The organism is Streptomyces sp. NPDC005551 (assembly GCF_042871785.1).
Taxonomy (GTDB): Bacteria; Actinomycetota; Actinomycetes; order Streptomycetales; family Streptomycetaceae; genus Streptomyces.
In genome coordinates this window covers 241,149-259,352 of record NZ_JBIAJE010000004.1, presented here as the reverse complement: position 1 = coordinate 259,352, position 18,204 = coordinate 241,149, and the positions used below count along the sequence as shown (strand labels likewise).

The following is an 18,204-nucleotide window of genomic DNA, read 5'->3' as shown; positions in this document are numbered from 1 at the left end:
GTGGTGTTCATCTGAACATCGACGCGCCACGGGCGTCGGTCCACCACTTCGCGGCGCTCATACACATCATGAGGAAAGTACGCAAATCGCCCAACCCGAAAGTGAGGGGCCGTGGCCCAGAACAAGGTCATGAAGCTGTGGAACGTCATCGTCACCGCCTTCCTGGCGCTGTGCACGACGCTCGGACTCATCACCACCGTCGCCGCCGCGGCGGTACCCCAGGCCGAGACGCCGCGCAACACGAGCGCCGACGTGAGTCTGCCGACGGCGTCCCCCTGGGCCTGGTCCTCCAGCAGGTCACTGCCCCCCACCATGAAGCAGCGCATCCACGCCGAGGCTCACGGTTCCTCACCGAGCTGCCGCCACCGCGCGACTGACGACGATGCCGACGCCGACCCGGACGCCCTCTGCGACACCGAGTCGTCCGCTGATGCCGATACGGAGCCCGCCACACCTCTTCAGCGCTGAGCACGCGGCACCACCACCAGGCACGCCCCTGACGTAGCGGCGAACTTGCGTACAAAGCCACACAGGGCAAAAGGCCCGGCGACTCGGATGAGTCGCCGGGCCTTCGCCATGCCGGCACAGCGACGGTCCGGACAGCAGCTACCGGACAGCAGCTGCCGGACAGCAGCTGCCGGACAGACAGCAGCGCTTGGACGGCGACGGGCCGGACAGCAACAGTCCAGCCGGCAGGGCCCGACAGCAGCGGCCCGGCCGGAACACGGTGTGCCGGGTGGTCGGCGCCGCGCCGACAAGTCCCGACGGACGGTTCATCCCCCGGACGCAGGTCCCGATCAGCGTCGTGCGACGGGGCCCTGCCCCAACGACGAGGAAGCCCATCCGGCGGAGAACCGCCAGTCAACGGCCGGTGTTTCATCCACCGGGGCCACCCCGGACATGCCGAAGGCCCGCAGGCGATTCGCCTGCGGGCCTTCGTGCTGGTGGGGCTAACAGGATTTGAACCTGTGGCCTCATCCTTATCAGGGATGCGCTCTAACCAACTGAGCTATAGCCCCGCCGCGCTCTGCGGTGTATGTCCCGCGCGCTGACCTCTGAAGATTAGCGCACGACGCGGCCAGTCCCAAAATCGGTGTCCCGGCCCCCGGGGACGGCCCCGAGGAGGCGCTGCTACTCGTCCTCGGCCAGGGTCAGCTCGACGCCTCCGACAAAGCCCGCGGAGAGGTTGTAGATGAACGCGCCGAGGGTCGCCAGCGCCGTGGCGAGGACGACGTCGATGACCGCGATGATCGTCGTGAACATCAGGACGTGCGGCAGCGAGAGGAACGACTGGAGGTCGAAGCCGTTGGACTCGTTCGAACCGGTGGCCTCGGAGATCGTGCCGCCGACGGTCGAGAAGACGCCCATCGCGTCCATGACCATCCACAGCACCGCGGCGGCGACGATCGTGCAGATGCCGAGCGCGATGGAGAGCAGGAAGCTGACCTTCATCACCGACCAGGGGTCGGCCTTGGCCACGCGAAGCCGCGCCTTACGGGTACGCGGCGTCGTGCGCGCACCGGTCCGCGGGCGGCGCACCGCGCCGGCCGGAGCCGGCTGGTAGGCCTGCGGCGGGTGGTAGGGCCCCGCCGCCTGCTGCGGCTGCCGTTCACCCGGCAGCGCGGTGGCAGCGGCCGGCGAGGGTGTCCCCGACGCCGGTGTGTCCGGAGCCGCCGGGCCCGCTCCGGCCGCGTACTGCTGAGCCTGCGGGCCTCGGGTGTCCGTCACAGTTCCCCCCTGGGATCCATGAGAGTCATGGGAGTCGGCGCCATCAGTGGCGGAGCCACGGCCGCCGTCCGTTTCCTTACCGGTCGTTCCGGCGCCCGTGGCTCCGCTCACGATGACTCACTCCTCGCGCTACTCGGCCGGGGACTGCTCGCCCTCGTCCGTTCCCGCGGCCGCGACGACCTCGGCGGACTCGTCGTCGGCGTCCACGCCGTCGACTTCCTCCGCCTCGCGACCGGCCTCGGCGTTCCGAGCGATACCGACCACGGCATCGCGCTTGCCCAGGTTGATCAGTTGGACGCCCATGGTGTCACGGCCCGTCTCCCTGACCTCGTTGACTCGCGTGCGAATCACACCGCCGGACAGAGTGATGGCGAGGATCTCGTCGGTTTCCTCGACCACCAGCGCGCCGACGAGGGAGCCGCGGTCCTCGACGATCTTGGCGGCCTTGATGCCCAGGCCGCCGCGACCCTGAACGCGGTACTCGTCGACAGCGGTCCGCTTCGCGTACCCGCCGTCCGTAGCAGTGAACACGAACGTACCGGGTCGAACAACATTCATCGAGAGCAGCTCGTCCCCCGCACGGAAACTCATGCCCTTCACACCCGAGGTGGCGCGGCCCATCGGGCGCAACGCGTCATCCGTAGCGGTGAACCGGATCGACTGCGCCTTCTTGCTGATCAGCAGCAGATCGTCCTCGGCCGAGACCAGCTCCGCACCGATCAGTTCATCATCGGAACCGCTCTCCGTCTCGCGGAGATTGATCGCGATGACACCACCCGAACGCGGCGAGTCGTAATCCTTCAGAGACGTCTTCTTGACCAGACCGCCCTTGGTCGCGAGGACCAGGTAGGGCGCCGCCTCGTAGTCGCGGATCGCCAGGATCTCGGCGATCGCCTCGTCGGGCTGGAAGGCGAGCAGGTTCGCGACGTGCTGGCCGCGTGCCTCACGGCCGGCGTCCGGCAGTTCGTAGGCCTTCGCGCGGTAGACGCGGCCCTTGTTCGTGAAGAACAGCAGCCAGTGGTGCGTCGTCGACACGAAGAAGTGGTCGACGATGTCGTCCTGCTTCAGCTTCGTGCCGCGCACGCCCTTGCCGCCGCGCTTCTGCGAGCGGTAGTCCTCGGTCTTGGTCCGCTTGATGTAACCACCGCGCGTGATGGTGACGACGATGTCCTCTTCGGCGATCAGGTCCTCCATGGACATGTCGCCGTCGAAGGGGACCAGCTTGGAGCGGCGGTCGTCACCGAACTTCTCGACGATCGCGTTGAGTTCCTCGCTGATGATGCCGCGCTGACGCACCGGCGAGGCGAGGATCTCGTTGTACTCGCGGATCTTGGCCTGGAGCTCGTCATGCTCCTGGATGATCTTCTGGCGCTCCAGGGCGGCCAGTCGGCGCAGCTGCATTTCGAGGATGGCGTTGGCCTGGATCTCGTCGATCTCCAGGAGCCCCATCAGGCCCTCGCGCGCGATGTCGACGGTGTCGCTGCGCCGGATCAGCGCGATGACCTCGTCGATGGCGTCCAGGGCCTTCAGGAGGCCGCGCAGGATGTGCGCGCGCTCCTCGGCCTTGCGCAGCCGGAACTTCGTACGGCGGACGATGACCTCGATCTGGTGCGCCACCCAGTGCCGGATGAACGCGTCCAGGGAGAGGGTGCGCGGCACGCCGTCGACGAGCGCCAGCATGTTGGCGCCGAAGTTCGTCTGCAGGTCGGTGTGCTTGTACAGGTTGTTCAGCACGACCTTGGCGACCGCGTCGCGCTTCAGGACGATGACGAGGCGCTGGCCGGTGCGGGACGAGGTCTCGTCGCGGACGTCGGCGATGCCGCCGATCTTGCCGTCCTTGACCAGGTCGGCGATCTTCTGCGCGAGGTTGTCCGGGTTCACCTGGTAGGGGAGTTCCGTGACCACCAGGCACTGGCGGTTCTGGATCTCCTCGACCTCGACGACCGCGCGCATCGTGATGGAGCCGCGGCCGGTGCGGTACGCCTCCTCGATGCCCTTGCGGCCCACTACGAGGGCGCCGCTCGGGAAGTCGGGGCCCTTGATGCGCTCGATCAGGGCGTCCAGGAGCTCCTCGTGCGAGGCCTCCGGGTTCTCCAGGTACCACTGGGCGCCGGCCGCGACCTCGCGCAGGTTGTGCGGCGGGATGTTGGTGGCCATGCCGACCGCGATACCGGCGGAGCCGTTGATCAGCAGGTTCGGGAAGCGGGCCGGCAGGACGGTCGGTTCCTGGGAGCGCCCGTCGTAGTTGTCCGTGAAGTCGACGGTGTCCTCGTCGATGTCGCGGACCATCTCCATGGACAGCGGCATCATCTTGCACTCGGTGTACCGCATGGCGGCCGCCGGGTCGTTGCCGGGAGATCCGAAGTTGCCGTTGGAGTCCACCAGCGGCATCCGCATCGACCACGGCTGCGCGAGGCGGACCAGCGCGTCGTAGATCGAGGAGTCGCCGTGCGGGTGGTAGTTGCCCATGACGTCGCCGACGACGCGGGCGCACTTGTAGAAGCCCTTCTCGGGCCGGTAGCCGCCGTCGTACATCGCGTACAGGACGCGGCGGTGGACGGGCTTGAGGCCGTCCCGTACGTCGGGCAGCGCACGCGACACGATGACGGACATCGCGTAGTCGAGGTAGGAGCGCTGCATCTCGGTCTCGAGCCCGACGGGCTCGACGCGCAGGGCGATCTCGCCCTCTTCGTCGGGGATGCTCGGAGTGTTGTCGTCGGCCATTGCTGGTGAAGATCCTTTCTGCGGCGGTCAGCTGAGACCGACTCAGATGTCGAGGAAGCGGACGTCCTTGGCGTTGCGCTGGATGAACGCGCGGCGTGCTTCGACGTCCTCGCCCATCAGGACCGAGAACAGGTCGTCGGCCTGGGCGGCGTCGTCCAGCGTGACCTGGCCGAGGACGCGGTGCTCCTGGTCCATCGTGGTGATGCGCAGTTCCTCGGCGTTCATCTCACCGAGACCCTTGAACCGCTGGACGGAGTCGTCGCGGGTGCGCTTGCCGTTCTGGCGGCCCAGCTCGATCAGCGCGTCGCGCTCGCGGTCCGAGTAGGCGTACTCGAAGTCGTCGCGGCCCCACTTGATCTTGTACAGCGGCGGACGGGACAGGAACACGTGCCCGGCCTCGACCAGCGGCCGCATGAAGCGGAACAGGAATGTCAGCAGCAGGGTGTTGATGTGCTGGCCGTCGACGTCGGCGTCCGCCATCAGGATGATCTTGTGATAGCGGAGCTTCTCGATGTCGAAGTCCTCGTGGACCCCGGTGCCGAAGGCGGAGATCAGCGCCTGGATCTCCTGGTTCTGCAGGATCTTGTCGATCCGCGCCTTCTCGACGTTGAGGATCTTTCCGCGGATCGGGAGGATCGCCTGGTACTGCGGGTTGCGGCCGGACTTGGCCGAGCCGCCGGCGGAGTCACCCTCGACGATGAAGATCTCGCACTTGACGGGGTCGTTCGACTGGCAGTCGGAGAGCTTGCCCGGCAGGGACGCCGACTCCAGGAGACCCTTGCGGCGGGTGAGGTCACGCGCCTTGCGGGCCGCCACGCGCGCGGTGGCCGCCTGGATCGACTTGCGGATGATGTCCGCGGCCTCGTTCGGGTTGCGGTCCAGCCAGTCGCTGATGTGCTCGTGGACGACCTTCTGGACGAAGGTCTTCGCCTCGGTGTTGCCGAGCTTGGTCTTGGTCTGGCCCTCGAACTGGGGCTCGCCCAGCTTGATCGAGATGATCGCCGTGAGACCCTCGCGGATGTCGTCGCCCGTGAGGTTGTCGTCCTTCTCGCGCAGCAGCTTCTTGTCGCGCGCGTACCGGTTGATCAGACCCGTCAGAGCGGCCCGGAAGCCCTCTTCGTGCGTACCGCCCTCGTGCGTGTGGATGGTGTTGGCGAAGGAGTACACGCCCTCGCTGTAACCGCTGTTCCACTGCATCGCGACCTCGAGGGAGAGCATGCGCTCCTTGTCCTCGGCCTCGATGTCGATCACGGTGGGGTGGATGACGTCGCCCTTGCGGGAGTTCAGGTACTTCACGAAGTCGACGATGCCGCCCTCGTAGTGGTACGTGACCGTCTTGACCTCGTCGTTCTCGTCCGCACCGGCCTCGTCCGCGCCCGTCACGGCCTTCGCGGAGTCGCGCTCGTCGGTGAGTTTGATGGTCAAACCCTTGTTGAGGAACGCCATCTCCTGGAAGCGCCGCGTCAGCGTCTCGAAGGAGTAGTCGGTGGTCTCGAAGATGTCGCCGTCGGCCCAGAAGGTGACCGACGTACCCGTCACGTCGGTGGCCTCGTGCTTGGCGAGCGGAGCCGTCGGGACACCCAGCTTGTACTCCTGCGTCCAGCGGTAGCCGTCGGTCCTGACCTCGACGGCGACCCTCGTGGACAGCGCGTTCACGACGGAGACACCCACGCCGTGCAGACCACCGGAGACCGCGTAACCGCCGCCACCGAACTTGCCGCCCGCGTGCAGGACCGTCAGCACGACCTCGACGGCCGGCTTGCCCTCGGACGGGACGATGCCCACCGGGATGCCGCGGCCGTTGTCGACGACGCGCACGCCGCCGTCGGCGAGGATCGTGACCTCGATCGTGTCCGCGTGGCCGGCGAGGGCCTCGTCGACGGAGTTGTCGACGACCTCGTACACGAGGTGGTGGAGGCCGCGCTCGCCGGTCGAACCGATGTACATACCGGGCCGCTTGCGGACCGCGTCCAGACCTTCGAGGACGGTGATGGCGTTGGCGTCGTACGCCACGCCCGGGGCCTCAGCTGTGCCAGCGTGCGCTTCTACGCGGGGCGCCTTGCCCTCCTCATCCGTTTCAGTAGCGGCGATGTTCTCGTTGGGGTTGCCGGAATCGGCCACGAAGCGCCCTTTCTGGCACAGCACGAACCTAGCTTCCGGCGGTGGCCGGAGCGGCTGCGGCGTGTTGCGTTGGTAAGCCTGCCTTGCACACCATTTCCCGACGGTCCCCGCAAGCGGGGCGGGATTCGCTCCCAGTCTACCGGTAGCGCCGACAGTGATGGGGGTTTGCCGGTACCTGAGTCCGCATGTGCCGCCCTCAACCGGTCTCTCGCGACTCCCCATATACGGAGCGGGGCTCCAAGAGGCTCACAGAGGCACTCAGCGCTTCCGGGTGTCAACCCCTAGCTACTGCCGAGTCAGGTCACCCGTAGGTGTCGCCGGGACCCGTGCTCCCCGGGGCGCGCAAGGGGCCGTAACGACGGGCGGGACCACCGGGGCCGAGCACCTTGATCACCCTGACCGCACCGTGCCCGAGGTCCTGGTTCAGCCGTGCCACCAGCTGCGGGGCGAGCAGCCGCAGCTGGGTCGCCCAGGCAGTGGAGTCGCACTGCACGATCAGCTCGCGCTCGTCCTCGTCGTACTTCTGCGGCTCGCAGTGCTTGGCCAGGTCGGCGCCGACGATCTGCGGCCAGCGGCCCATGACCCCGCCCACCGCCGCCGGGGCCTCCCAGCCGCGCTCGGTGAGCAGCCGGTTGATGGCGGCGCCGAGCGCCATCGGATCCCGCCCGTCGGCGCGTGCGCCGGAGCGCAGCCCGGCGCCGCGCCGCACCTGCTTCTTCTGCTGGGCCGCGTCCCCACGCGCGCGTGCCTGTTCCTTCGCGGCGCGCAGGGCCACGCGCGCGAGGTCGACGCCCGACGGCTCGGGGATCTTCCCGGCCACGTCGTCTGATGCCCCGGCGGGAACGCCTCCCGGCCCGCCCGGTGTGTTTTCCGTCATACGCGCTCCACCGTGCCCTCGGACACCGCGAAACGCGTCCCGGCGAGGACGCCCGGGACGTCGTCGTCCACCGCCGCCGTCACGAGTACCTGCTCACCGGGCGCGACCAGCTCGGCGAGACGCTCGCGACGCCGGGTGTCCAGCTCGGCGAACACGTCGTCCAGGACGAGTACCGGCTCGTTGCCCTCGGCCCTCAGGAGGTCGTACGAGGCAAGGCGCAGCGCCAGTGCGAACGACCAGGACTCCCCGTGGGAGGCGTATCCCTTGGCGGGCAGCTGCCCGAGCTTCAGCAGCAGCTCGTCCCGGTGGGGGCCCACCAGGGTCACGCCCCGCTCGATCTCCTGCTTGCGGGCTTCCAGCAGGGCCGCCATCAGCTGCTCGTACAGCTCCTCACGCGCGTGGCCGGCGATCCCCGGGGAGGACGGCTTGTACTCCAGTACGACGGGGCCACCGCCCGGTGCCAGCTGTTCGTACGCCTTCTCGGCGAGGGGCTGCACCGCGGCGACCAGGTCGAGGCGCTGGGCGAGCAGCTCGGCGCCCACGCGCGCGAGGTGCTGGTCCCAGACGTCGAGGGTGGAGAGGTCCATGGTGCGGCCGCCGTGGCGCCGGGCGAGCGCCGCCGACTTCAGGAGGGTGTTGCGCTGCCGCAGGACCCGGTCGTAGTCCGAGCGGACGCCCGCCATGCGCGGGGAGCGGGCGGTGATCATCTCGTCCAGGAACCGCCGCCGCTCGCCGGGGTCGCCCTTGACCAGGGCGAGGTCCTCGGGCGCGAACAGCACCGTCCGGACGATTCCCAGCACGTCACGGGGCTTGACCTGGGAGGACCTGTTGATGCGGGCGCGGTTGGCCTTGCCGGGGTTCAGTTCGAGTTCGACGAGCTGCTGGCGGTCCCCCTGCCGCACGTTGGCCCGGACGATCGCGCGGTCGGCGCCCATCCGCACCAGGGGCGCGTCCGAGGAGACGCGGTGGCTGCCGAGGGTGGCGAGGTAGCCGACCGCCTCGACGAGGTTCGTCTTGCCCTGGCCGTTGGGGCCGACGAAGGCGGTGACGCCCGGGTCGAGCGGGACCTCGACGTGGGCGTACGAGCGGAAGTCGGCCAGCGACAGATGCGTGACGTGCATGGTCGTTCGCCGACCTCCCCCAACGTGGTGCTTCGGGTGTTTCCCCGAGGGCCGGGTCGCCCCGGCCTTCGGTCGTCCCCGGCTGTGGACAGCCGGGCCGTTCCCCGGGAGGCGGTGCCCCCAGGGTGTGGATCAGTTCTTCTTCTCCACGGCGTGGCCGCCGAACTGGTTGCGCAGCGCCGCGATCATCTTCATCTGCGGGGAGTCGTCCTGCCGGGACGCGAAGCGGGCGAAGAGCGACGCGGTGATCGCCGGCAGCGGCACCGCGTTGTCGATGGCCGCCTCGACGGTCCAGCGGCCCTCGCCGGAGTCCTCCGCGTACCCCTTGAGCTTGTCCAGGTGCTCGTCGTCGTCCAGGGCGTTGACGGCGAGGTCGAGCAGCCAGGAACGGATGACCGTGCCCTCCTGCCAGGACCGGAAGACCTCACGCACGTCGGTGACGGAGTCGACCTTCTCCAGCAGTTCCCAGCCCTCGGCGTAGGCCTGCATCATCGCGTACTCGATGCCGTTGTGGACCATCTTCGCGAAGTGGCCCGCGCCGACCTTGCCCGCGTGCACCGACCCGAAGTCGCCCTCGGGCTTGAGGGCGTCGAAGACCGGCTGCACCTTCGCCACGTTCTCCGCGGAGCCGCCGTACATCAGCGCGTAGCCGTTCTCCAGGCCCCACACCCCGCCGGAGACTCCGCAGTCGACGAAGCCGATGCCCTTGATGCCCAGCTCGACGGCGTGCTTCTCGTCGTCGGTCCAGCGGGAGTTGCCGCCGTCCACGACGACGTCTCCCGGCTCCAGGAGGGCGGCCAGCTCGTCGATGGTGGACTGGGTCGCGGCACCGGCCGGGACCATCACCCACACCACACGCGGGCCCTTGAGCCTGCCCACAAGCTCTTCCAGGCTGTGGACATCGGCGACGTCCGGGTTGCGGTCGTATCCGATGACGGTGTGGCCTGCGCGGCGAATCCGCTCGCGCATGTTGCCGCCCATCTTGCCGAGGCCGACGAGACCGAGCTCCATCAGTTGTTCCTTAGGTTTGCGACGTGGCGTGAGGGCACTGCCGTGCCTCGTCCGAGCCTAAACCCGGACGCTCACGCACACCTGTGGGCATAGCCGCTCAGACGTACGCCCTCACCTGCGGACTTCGTCGGGCCGCGTCAGCCGCTGAGGCGCACCGGCATGATCAGGTACTTGTAGGCCTCGTCCGCCTCGGCGTCGACGGCGGGCCTGCCGCTGAGGAGGGCGGGCTTGGTCGACGTCGTGAAGGAGAGCTGCGCGACGGGCGAGTCGATGGCGCTCAGACCGTCGAGCAGGAACGTCGGGTTGAAGGCGATCGAGATGTCGTCGCCCTCCAGCTGGGCGTCGACCCTTTCCACAGCCTGTGCGTCGTCGCTGGAGCCGGCCTCCAGGATGAGCACTCCCTGCTCGAAGCTGAGCCGCACCGGCGTGTTCCGCTCGGCGACCAGGGCCACGCGCTTGACGGCCTCCACGAAGGGGGCGGTCTCGATGACGGCGATGGAGTTGAACTCCGTCGGGAACAGCGTGCGGTACTTCGGCAGGTCGCCCTCGAGCAGCCGGGTGGTCGTACGGCGGCCGGCGCCCTCGAAGCCGATGAGGCCCTCACCCGCGCCGGATCCGGACAGGGCCAGGATCACGTTGTCGCCGCTCGTGAGGGCCTTGGCGGTGTCCAGGAGCGTCTTGGCGGGCACCAGGGCGACCGCGGAGGCCTCCGGGTTCTCCGGCTTCCACAGGAACTCGCGGACCGCGAAGCGGTAGCGGTCGGTGGACGCGAGGGTGACCGTGTCGCCCTCGATCTCGATGCGCACACCGGTCAGCACCGGCAGGGTGTCGTCACGCCCGGCGGCGATGGCCACCTGGGCGGCCGCCGAGGCGAACACCTCGCCGGGGACGGTGCCGGTCGCCGACGGCATCTGGGGCAGCGCCGGGTATTCCTCCACAGGGAGGGTGTGGAGGGTGAACCGCGAGGATCCGCAGACCACCGTCGCCCGTACACCGTCTGTGGAAATCTCCACCGGCCGGTTGGGGAGGGCGCGGCAGATGTCGGCGAGGAGACGGCCGGAGACGAGGACCGTGCCCTCCTCGTCGATCTCGGCGTCCACCGAGACCCGCGCGGAGACCTCGTAGTCGAAGCTGGACAGGCTCAGGGAGCCGCCCTCGGCCTTCAGCAGGAGGCCGGCGAGGACAGGCGCCGGTGGACGGGCCGGGAGGCTGCGTGCCGCCCAGGCCACTGCCTCCGCGAGTACGTCGCGTTCCACCCGGATCTTCACCGTTGCCGCCTCCGTCTGTTGCCGGCGCTCTCGCCCTGCTGGCCTTCGCTGTCTGACTCGGTGTCGTCGGTCCCTGTGACGGGAAGGACACCGGGGACCAGTCTGACGCACCGCACTGACAGTCGGTGCCCCCCTCGGTCAAGTCGCGTCGAGCGGCACCGGAGCTCCGAACCCCGAGTTGTGCACAGCCCCCTCTTCTGAACGGATTCCCAGCTCTCTCTAGTTGGGAGTAGTAGTAGGGGCTGTGGAAACCGTGGATAACCCCGTTTTCGCAGCTCAGACGGCAAATTTTGTCCACCGGCCCTGTGGGTGACGGCGGTGGACAACCGGGGCTCGCTGTGGACGGGGAAAAGTTCTGCACACCCGATGCACAGGCTCGGGGCACTTCTCCCCAACGCCGTCCCCAGTTTTACCCACGTTCCCCACAGGCCAACCAGACACCTTGGTGTGACGCCTTTCACTCGACACGGTGAGAAGGCGCGGCGCGTTGCCGAACAGTGGACAGGGGTGTGGAGAAGGTACGAGACGCTGGGGACAACCCGTCCGGTCCTGTGGGCCGCCGGTGGACAACTTCGTGCACACCCTGTGGATCATTCCTTCGTCCACAGACTGTGGAGAACTTTCGTCCACCGATCCACAGCCACCTGACCTGGTCCGATGATCTTTCACCAGGGCGACCTGTGGACACCGTCTGGACAACTTTCCGGTCCCCAGGGTGTGGACGCAAGAAAGTCCCCGGATCTGTGGAGGGAGGCCGTAACCAGGACCGTATTCGAACAGTGGATGTCGGTTGTGCGTCGGCCTCTCGGCTCGGAAAGGGTGCCGAAAGCCGCCGGGAGGGCCCGCCGGGTGCCCTCCAGGGGCGTTCCGGGGGCTCCCGGGAGGTCCGGGAGGACGTTTCTGCGCGCCTCGGGGAGACGCGACTCCGCCCGGGGAGAGCACCGGGAGACCGAGCCGAGGGCGCCGGCCGGCGCACGAGGACGGCGAAAGGCGCCCCCGGGGACTCGTCCCGGGGGCGCCTTCGAAGCCGTACGGCTCTGGGTCAGCCGTTCTTGATGCGGTTGGTCAGCTCGGTGACCTGGTTGTAGATCGAGCGCCGCTCGGCCATCAGCGCGCGGATCTTGCGGTCGGCGTGCATGACCGTCGTGTGGTCGCGGCCGCCGAACTGCGCGCCGATCTTCGGCAGCGACAGGTCCGTGAGCTCGCGGCACAGATACATGGCGATCTGGCGTGCGGTCACCAGCACGCGACTGCGGGAGGACCCGCACAGGTCCTCCACCGTCAGGCCGAAGTAGTCGGCGGTGGCCGCCATGATGGCCGGCGCCGTGATCTCGGGGGCGGAGTCCTCGCCGCCCGGGATGAGGTCCTTGAGGACGATCTCCGTGAGCCCGAGGTCCACCGGCTGCCGGTTGAGCGACGCGAACGCCGTCACCCGGATCAGCGCGCCCTCCAGCTCACGGATGTTCCGCGAGATCCGGGACGCGATGAACTCGAGGACCTCCGGCGGAGCGTTGAGCTGCTCCTGCACCGCCTTCTTGCGCAGGATCGCGATACGCGTCTCCAGCTCGGGCGGCTGGACGTCCGTGATCAGCCCCCACTCGAAGCGGTTCCGCAGCCGGTCCTCCAGCGTCACCAGCTGCTTGGGCGGCCGGTCCGAGGACAGCACGATCTGCTTGTTCGCGTTGTGGAGCGTGTTGAACGTGTGGAAGAACTCCTCCTGCGTCGACTCCTTGTCCGCGAGGAACTGGATGTCGTCGACGAGCAGGATGTCCATCTCGCGGTACCGCTTGCGGAAGCTGTCGCCCTTGCCGTCGCGGATGGAGTTGATGAACTCGTTGGTGAACTCCTCGGAACTCACGTACCGCACGCGCGTGCCGGGGTAGAGGCTGCGGGCGTAGTGCCCGATCGCGTGCAGCAGGTGCGTCTTGCCCAGACCCGACTCCCCGTAGATGAAAAGGGGGTTGTACGCCTTCGCGGGCGCCTCGGCGACGGCGACCGCCGCGGCGTGCGCGAAGCGGTTCGAGGCGCCGATGACGAACGTGTCGAAGAGGTATTTCGGGTTCAGGCGTGCGGTGGGCTCGCCGGGACCCGATGCCGGCGCGGGCTGCGCGGCCAGCGGCCCAGGAGCTCCGCTCGCCGCGGGCAGGGCGGAGCCGACGGGTCCGCCGCGGTGCACATGTCCGGTGCCTGCGGGCGACGAGTCCGAGAGGTCGCGGCGGTCCATCTCGCGTCGGCCGTCACGCTGGTCGTAGTCGGGCCGCTGCTGCTCGTAGTCGGAGCGTGCCTGCTCGTAGTCCTGGCGCTGCTGGTCGTAGGACGGCCGCTCAATCGACTGCGGGCGGTAGTCCTGCGGGGGCGACGCGTACGGGTCGCGGTCGGGGAAGCCGAGGCGCTGCTGCTGCCAGCCGTAGTCGTCCTGCGACGGACGCGGCCAGGACCCGGGCTCGGGCCGCTGGTAGTCGGGATAGGCGGGGCGGGCGGTCGGCAGATGATCGCCGGGGCCGCCGGGCAGCTGCTCGGGGCGGTGCTGTGGACGGTGGTCGTCCGCGCGGTGCCGGCCGTAGCGCTCGTATCCGTCGCGTCCCTGGCTGTCGTAGGGGTTCCGCTCGTCGCGTCCCTGGCCCTCGTATCCGTCGCGGCTGTCGCGGGCGTCGCGTGAGTGGCGCCCGCCTCCCTGGCCGCCGTGGCCGTCGCGCCCGTCGCGCGGGTCACGGCTGTCGCGTCCCTGACCGTCGTATCCGTCGCGTCCGTCACGTCCGTCGCGGTTCGGGGCGTCGTACGCGTCACGGCCCTGGTCCGCTCCGGCCGGGAGTTCCGTCTCCTCGTAGCGGGGCGGAGCGGGCTCGCCCACGGAGTCGTCGACGGTGATCGCGATGCGGATCGGCCGACCGCACTCGCGGCTCAGCGTCTCGCTGACCACGGGGGCCAGCCGCCCTTCGAGTACGCCCTTCGCGAACTCGTTCGGAACCGCGAGCAGCGCCGTGTCCGCGACGAGTGCCAGCGGCTGGCAGCGCTTGATCCAGTGCTCGTCCTTCGCCTCGACGCCCTGCACGCGGCCCTCACCGAGGAGCTGTTCCAGTACTCGTGGCCACACTGCGGCAAGATCGGCAGGTACGTCAGCCACAGGGCACGCTCTCTCACGGGTCCCACGAACGTGTGGTTCTGGGAACAGGTCGGGATGTTCTCGGGTGGGGCGGCGGGAACGAATCAGATGGCGCGGGGGGAAGGGAACGAATCGGAGTCCAGCCACGGTAGTCAGGGCGACCCATGCGGTTCAAGTTGTTGTCCCCAGCCTGTGGACAGTGTCCCCCGGCGACACTGGTTTGACCGAATGGCGTAGCCGCGCGTACCGTAACCAGGTCGAGTTGTCGATGGCTGCTGCCGCCTGCCTCCGATGGGCACAGGTCACGTTCAGTGATCGGGAAGCGGTGCACTCGGGCGTAATGCGAGCTACTCGTGGGCGCACGGTGACAGCCAGGACGGCACCCCGCCACCACCGATTCTTTCTGGAGCCCCCGAGTGAGCAAGCGCACCTTCCAGCCGAACAACCGTCGTCGCGCCAAGACCCACGGCTTCCGCCTGCGGATGCGCACCCGTGCGGGCCGCGCGATTCTCGCGAACCGTCGTGGCAAGGGTCGCGCGAGCCTGTCCGCCTGATCACTTAAACAGGTCATGACGTGCTGCCTACCGAGCATCGGCTGAGGCGGCGCGAGGACTTCGCGACCGCGGTACGTCGAGGACGCCGGGCCGGACGCCCGCTCCTCGTCGTCCATCTACGCAGCGGTGCAACCGACCCGCACGCGCCTGGGGAGAGCGCTCCCCCGACGCGTGCGGGTTTCGTTGTCAGCAAAGCCGTGGGCGGAGCCGTCGTACGCAACAAGGTGAAGCGCAGACTTCGTCACCTGATGCGGGACCGGGTGGCCCTGTTGCCCCCCGGTAGCCTGGTAGTAGTACGAGCGCTGCCCGGTGCGGGCGACGCCGACCATGCACAGCTGGCCCGAGACCTGGATGCCGCCCTGGGGCGGCTGCTGGGAGGGGGCGCGCGATGAAGTACCCGCTGCTGGCGCTGATCAAGCTGTACCAGTGGATCATCAGCCCGTTGCTCGGGCCGGTGTGCAAGTACTACCCGTCGTGCTCCCACTACGGCTACCAGGCCATCGACCGGCACGGCGCGCTCAAGGGAACGGCACTCACCGCCTGGCGCATCCTCCGGTGCAATCCGTGGTCGTCCGGCGGTGTGGACCATGTGCCACAGCGCAGCCGTCCGCGGTGGCACGAGATGCTGCGCAACGCCTGGCGCGCACGCAAGGGCGGGACCTCCGCCGCCGAACCGGCCATCGAGGGGCATGGAATGTCCGACCATCCCCCGAGCCCGGCCGCCGAGACCCCGTCCCATGCTCAAGGAGCCTGATTAGTGGACACGATTGCCAGTCTTTTCAGCTTCATCACGACACCCGTCTCCTGGGTCATCGTCCAGTTCCACTCCGTGTACGGAAAGCTCTTCGGGGCCGACACGGGCTGGGCCTGGGGCCTGTCCATCGTGTCCTTGGTGATCCTGATCCGTATCTGCCTGATCCCGCTCTTCGTGAAGCAGATCAAGGCCACCCGGGCGATGCAGACGCTGCAGCCCGAGATGAAGAAGATCCAGGAGCGCTACAAGAACGACAAGCAGCGCCAGTCCGAAGAGATGATGAAGCTGTACAAGGAGTCGGGTACCAACCCGCTCTCCTCGTGCCTTCCCATCCTGGCGCAGTCACCGTTCTTCTTCGCGCTGTACCACGTGCTCAACGGCATCGCGACCGGCAAGACGATCGGCGTCATCGACGACCAGCTGCTCGAGAGCGCGCGTAAGGCGCACATCTTCGGTGCCCCGCTGGCCGCGAAGTTCACCGACGGCGCGGAGAAGGTCACGTCCCTCGGTGCCACCCTGACCGACGTCCGCGTAGTGACCGCGGTCATGATCGTGATGATGTCGGCGTCGCAGTTCTACACGCAGCGCCAGCTGATGACGAAGAACGTCGACACCACCGTGAAGACGCCGTTCATGCAGCAGCAGAAGATGCTGATGTACGTCTTCCCCGTCATGTTCGCCGTCTTCGGCATCAACTTCCCCGTCGGTGTCCTCGTCTACTGGCTGACCACCAACGTGTGGACCATGGGCCAGCAGATGTTCGTCATCCGCAACAACCCGACTCCGGGCAGCAAGGCGCAGGCCGCCTACCTGGAGCGTCTGCAGAAGCACGTGCTGAGCCACGGCAAGGTCCGCAGGCGGGGCGAGAAGGCCATCGTCAAGGCGATCGTCGCCAAGGGCCGTGACCGCAACGAGTTCGAGCGCAAGTTCATCAACAGCCTGACGAAGGCGGGTCTCGCGGCCCAGTCCGACGGCACGGTGGTCAAGAGCGAGACGGCGACCGTCACGGAGCTCGAGAACGGCACCACGACGACCGTCACGGGCGCCCCGAAGAGGCAGCAGCCGAAGCGGCAGTCGAAGTCGCAGCGCCAGGCGGCCGTGGCCAGGCCGGCGGGAGAGGCCGAGCCGAAGACCTCGCTGATCAAGTCGGACGATCCGCAGGACGCCAAGCCCGGCACCGCCAAGCCGGCGGGCGGCGGCACCAAGCCAGGCGCCGGTACCCGCAGCAAAGCCCAGTCCGGGCGCAAGGGCCCGCAGCGGCCCAAGTCCCCGTCCAAGAAGTAAGAAGGAGTCCATCCCGTGACGGAAGGCACCATCTCCGCCGCCGCCGAGGGCGACACCCTGAGCCACCTGGAGCAGGAGGGCGAGATCGCGGCGGACTACCTCGAGGGTCTGCTCGACATCGCCGATCTTGACGGTGACATCGACATGGACGTCGAGGCCGATCGCGCCGCTGTCTCGATCATCAGTGATGCCGGCGGCCGCGACCTGCAGAAGCTGGTCGGCCGGGACGGCGAGGTGCTGGAAGCCCTCCAGGAGCTCACGCGCCTGGCCGTGCACCGGGAGACCGGCGAGCGCAGCCGCCTGATGCTGGACATCGCGGGCTACCGCGCACAGAAGCGTGAGGAACTCTCCGAGCTCGGCGCCAAGGCCGCGGCGGAGGCCAGGAGCTCCGGCGAAGCCGTGAAGCTGCCGCCGATGACGCCCTTCGAGCGCAAGGTGGTCCACGACGCGGTCAAGACCGCGGGCCTGCGCAGCGAGTCCGAGGGCGAGGAGCCTGAGCGCTTCGTCGTCGTGCTTCCTGCCTGATCGGTACGTACGTTCCTCCGGCCCCGTCTGTTGCGCAGACGGGGCCGAGCTTTGTCAGCCTGGTAGGCGCCGGCAGCTGCGGTCCCGACAGCTGTGGTCCCTGATAGTCCTGGAAGTCAGCGCTCAGTGCGCCTATGCGGTACGGAAGGACGGTCCCCGTGACGGAGGCAGCGGAACTCCCCCCTACGCCCGAGGAGGCCCGCGCGGTATTCGGCGATCGCTACGCGGACGCGGTGCGCTACGCGCAGTTGCTGGCCGAGGCGGGAGTGCAGCGTGGCCTGATCGGTCCTCGCGAAGTGCCCCGTCTGTGGGAGCGGCATCTGCTGAACTGTGCGGTGCTCTCGGAGGTCGTTCCCGAGGGCGTGACCGTGTGCGACGTCGGCTCCGGCGCCGGCCTGCCCGGCATCCCCCTGGCCCTGGTCCGCAGTGACCTCAAGATCACGCTGCTGGAACCGCTTCTGCGTCGCACCACCTTCCTCACCGAGGTGGTCGAGCTGCTGGGCCTCGACCACGTGACCGTCGTGCGTGGTCGGGCCGAGGAAGTCATGGGGAAGTTGCCGCCGGTGCACGTCGTCACCGCTCGGGCGGTGGCACCGCTGGACCGGCTGGCGACATGGGGCATCCCCCTGTTGCGTCCCTACGGAGAGATGCTGGCGCTCAAGGGGGACACTGCCGAAGAGGAGCTGAAGAGCGCAGCCACGGCGCTGAGCAAGCTCGGCGCCGTGGCGACGTCCGTCCTGCACGTGGGTGAGGGAGTCGTGGATCCCCTCTCCACCGTGGTGCGGGTCGAGGTCGGAGAGAGTCCGGGCGGGGTGCGCTTCGCGGCGAAGCGGGCCAAGGCGGCCAGGACTACTCGAACCCGGCGCCGTCGCTGATCCCAAGAACGCCACGACGCCTTGAACTCTCGGCTCCACCGCGGTGGAGCCGAGAGTTTTTTGTCACTCCACTACTCGCACGGTGATTCGTCCTGACGGTGAGCCGTACTCCACACAAGCTGCCAAACCTACGCATACCGGAGTGTCGCGCCGATATGGCGACGGCTGCTAGGCATCTTGTTTCACGTGAAACGTCGCTCACTGCTGCACGGCATCATCAGTCGCGGCCGCGCCGCGGCCGAACCTCGGGACCGGAGGC

The 18,204-nt window shown here is 68.4% G+C and carries 15 protein-coding genes and 1 tRNA gene; 7 read left to right on the top strand and 9 right to left on the bottom strand.

Features of this window, described 5'->3' with window-relative positions; genetic code table 11:
- The first annotated feature begins 111 nt into the window (after window positions 1-111).
- Window positions 112-468: a DUF6344 domain-containing protein gene (locus ACFYP4_RS13495; protein ID WP_388785288.1), complete on the top strand. Its 357-nt coding sequence runs from the start codon at window positions 112-114 to the stop codon at window positions 466-468.
- A 474-nt stretch (window positions 469-942) separates the two neighbouring features.
- Here ACFYP4_RS13495 and ACFYP4_RS13490 read toward each other — a convergent pair.
- The 9 genes from ACFYP4_RS13490 to dnaA all read right to left on the bottom strand — a co-directional run bounded on the left by ACFYP4_RS13490 (window position 943) and on the right by dnaA (window position 13,974).
- Window positions 943-1,019, bottom strand: a tRNA-Ile gene (locus ACFYP4_RS13490).
- Window positions 1,020-1,131: 112 nt separating this feature from the next.
- On the bottom strand, window positions 1,132-1,839 hold the full coding sequence (locus tag ACFYP4_RS13485) for a DUF3566 domain-containing protein (RefSeq protein WP_388785286.1): 708 nt from the start codon (window positions 1,837-1,839) through the stop codon (window positions 1,132-1,134).
- A gap of 18 nt (window positions 1,840-1,857) precedes the next feature.
- Window positions 1,858-4,452, bottom strand: a complete 2,595-nt coding sequence (gene gyrA, locus ACFYP4_RS13480; RefSeq protein WP_358855142.1) for a DNA gyrase subunit A — start codon at window positions 4,450-4,452, stop codon at window positions 1,858-1,860.
- Between the two features lie 42 nt (window positions 4,453-4,494).
- Window positions 4,495-6,597: a DNA topoisomerase (ATP-hydrolyzing) subunit B gene (gene gyrB, locus ACFYP4_RS13475; RefSeq protein WP_358855143.1), complete on the bottom strand. Its 2,103-nt coding sequence runs from the start codon at window positions 6,595-6,597 to the stop codon at window positions 4,495-4,497.
- 277 nt (window positions 6,598-6,874) lie between these two features.
- On the bottom strand, window positions 6,875-7,450 hold the full coding sequence (locus ACFYP4_RS13470) for a DciA family protein (RefSeq protein ID WP_358855144.1): 576 nt from the start codon (window positions 7,448-7,450) through the stop codon (window positions 6,875-6,877).
- The gene (gene recF, locus ACFYP4_RS13465) at window positions 7,447-8,571 is read right to left on the bottom strand and encodes a DNA replication/repair protein RecF (protein ID WP_358855145.1); all 1,125 of its coding nucleotides are present in this window, start codon (window positions 8,569-8,571) and stop codon (window positions 7,447-7,449) included. The genes ACFYP4_RS13470 and recF overlap by 4 nt, the downstream gene beginning before the upstream one ends.
- 132 nt (window positions 8,572-8,703) lie before the next feature.
- Entirely contained in the window at window positions 8,704-9,582 is an 879-nt protein-coding gene (gene gnd, locus ACFYP4_RS13460; protein WP_358855146.1) for a phosphogluconate dehydrogenase (NAD(+)-dependent, decarboxylating), read from the bottom strand.
- Between the two features lie 137 nt (window positions 9,583-9,719).
- A complete protein-coding gene (gene dnaN, locus ACFYP4_RS13455) occupies window positions 9,720-10,850 on the bottom strand; it encodes a DNA polymerase III subunit beta (RefSeq protein WP_121405006.1) in 1,131 nt (376 codons plus the stop codon).
- Between the two features lie 1,042 nt (window positions 10,851-11,892).
- Window positions 11,893-13,974 carry a chromosomal replication initiator protein DnaA gene (gene dnaA / locus ACFYP4_RS13450; RefSeq protein WP_388785282.1) on the bottom strand — a complete coding sequence of 694 codons (2,082 nt, stop codon included), beginning with the start codon at window positions 13,972-13,974 and terminating at the stop codon, window positions 11,893-11,895.
- A 395-nt stretch (window positions 13,975-14,369) separates the two neighbouring features.
- On the opposite strand from dnaA, the gene rpmH reads away from it, so the two are divergent.
- The 6 genes from rpmH to rsmG all read left to right on the top strand — a co-directional run bounded on the left by rpmH (window position 14,370) and on the right by rsmG (window position 17,945).
- Window positions 14,370-14,507 (top strand): 50S ribosomal protein L34, encoded by a 138-nt coding sequence (gene rpmH, locus ACFYP4_RS13445; RefSeq protein WP_006381191.1) that lies wholly within the window; start codon window positions 14,370-14,372, stop codon window positions 14,505-14,507.
- A 20-nt stretch (window positions 14,508-14,527) separates the two neighbouring features.
- The gene (gene rnpA, locus ACFYP4_RS13440) at window positions 14,528-14,899 is read left to right on the top strand and encodes a ribonuclease P protein component (protein WP_358854537.1); all 372 of its coding nucleotides are present in this window, start codon (window positions 14,528-14,530) and stop codon (window positions 14,897-14,899) included.
- A complete protein-coding gene (yidD, locus tag ACFYP4_RS13435; RefSeq protein WP_358854536.1) occupies window positions 14,896-15,261 on the top strand; it encodes a membrane protein insertion efficiency factor YidD in 366 nt (121 codons plus the stop codon). Before rnpA ends, yidD begins: the two co-directional genes overlap by 4 nt.
- A gap of 3 nt (window positions 15,262-15,264) precedes the next feature.
- The gene (gene yidC / locus ACFYP4_RS13430; RefSeq protein WP_358854535.1) at window positions 15,265-16,545 is read left to right on the top strand and encodes a membrane protein insertase YidC; all 1,281 of its coding nucleotides are present in this window, start codon (window positions 15,265-15,267) and stop codon (window positions 16,543-16,545) included.
- 15 nt (window positions 16,546-16,560) lie between these two features.
- On the top strand, window positions 16,561-17,070 hold the full coding sequence (locus tag ACFYP4_RS13425; protein WP_358854534.1) for a R3H domain-containing nucleic acid-binding protein: 510 nt from the start codon (window positions 16,561-16,563) through the stop codon (window positions 17,068-17,070).
- 158 nt (window positions 17,071-17,228) lie between these two features.
- On the top strand, window positions 17,229-17,945 hold the full coding sequence (gene rsmG / locus ACFYP4_RS13420) for a 16S rRNA (guanine(527)-N(7))-methyltransferase RsmG (protein WP_358854533.1): 717 nt from the start codon (window positions 17,229-17,231) through the stop codon (window positions 17,943-17,945).
- Window positions 17,946-18,204 lie beyond the last annotated feature (259 nt).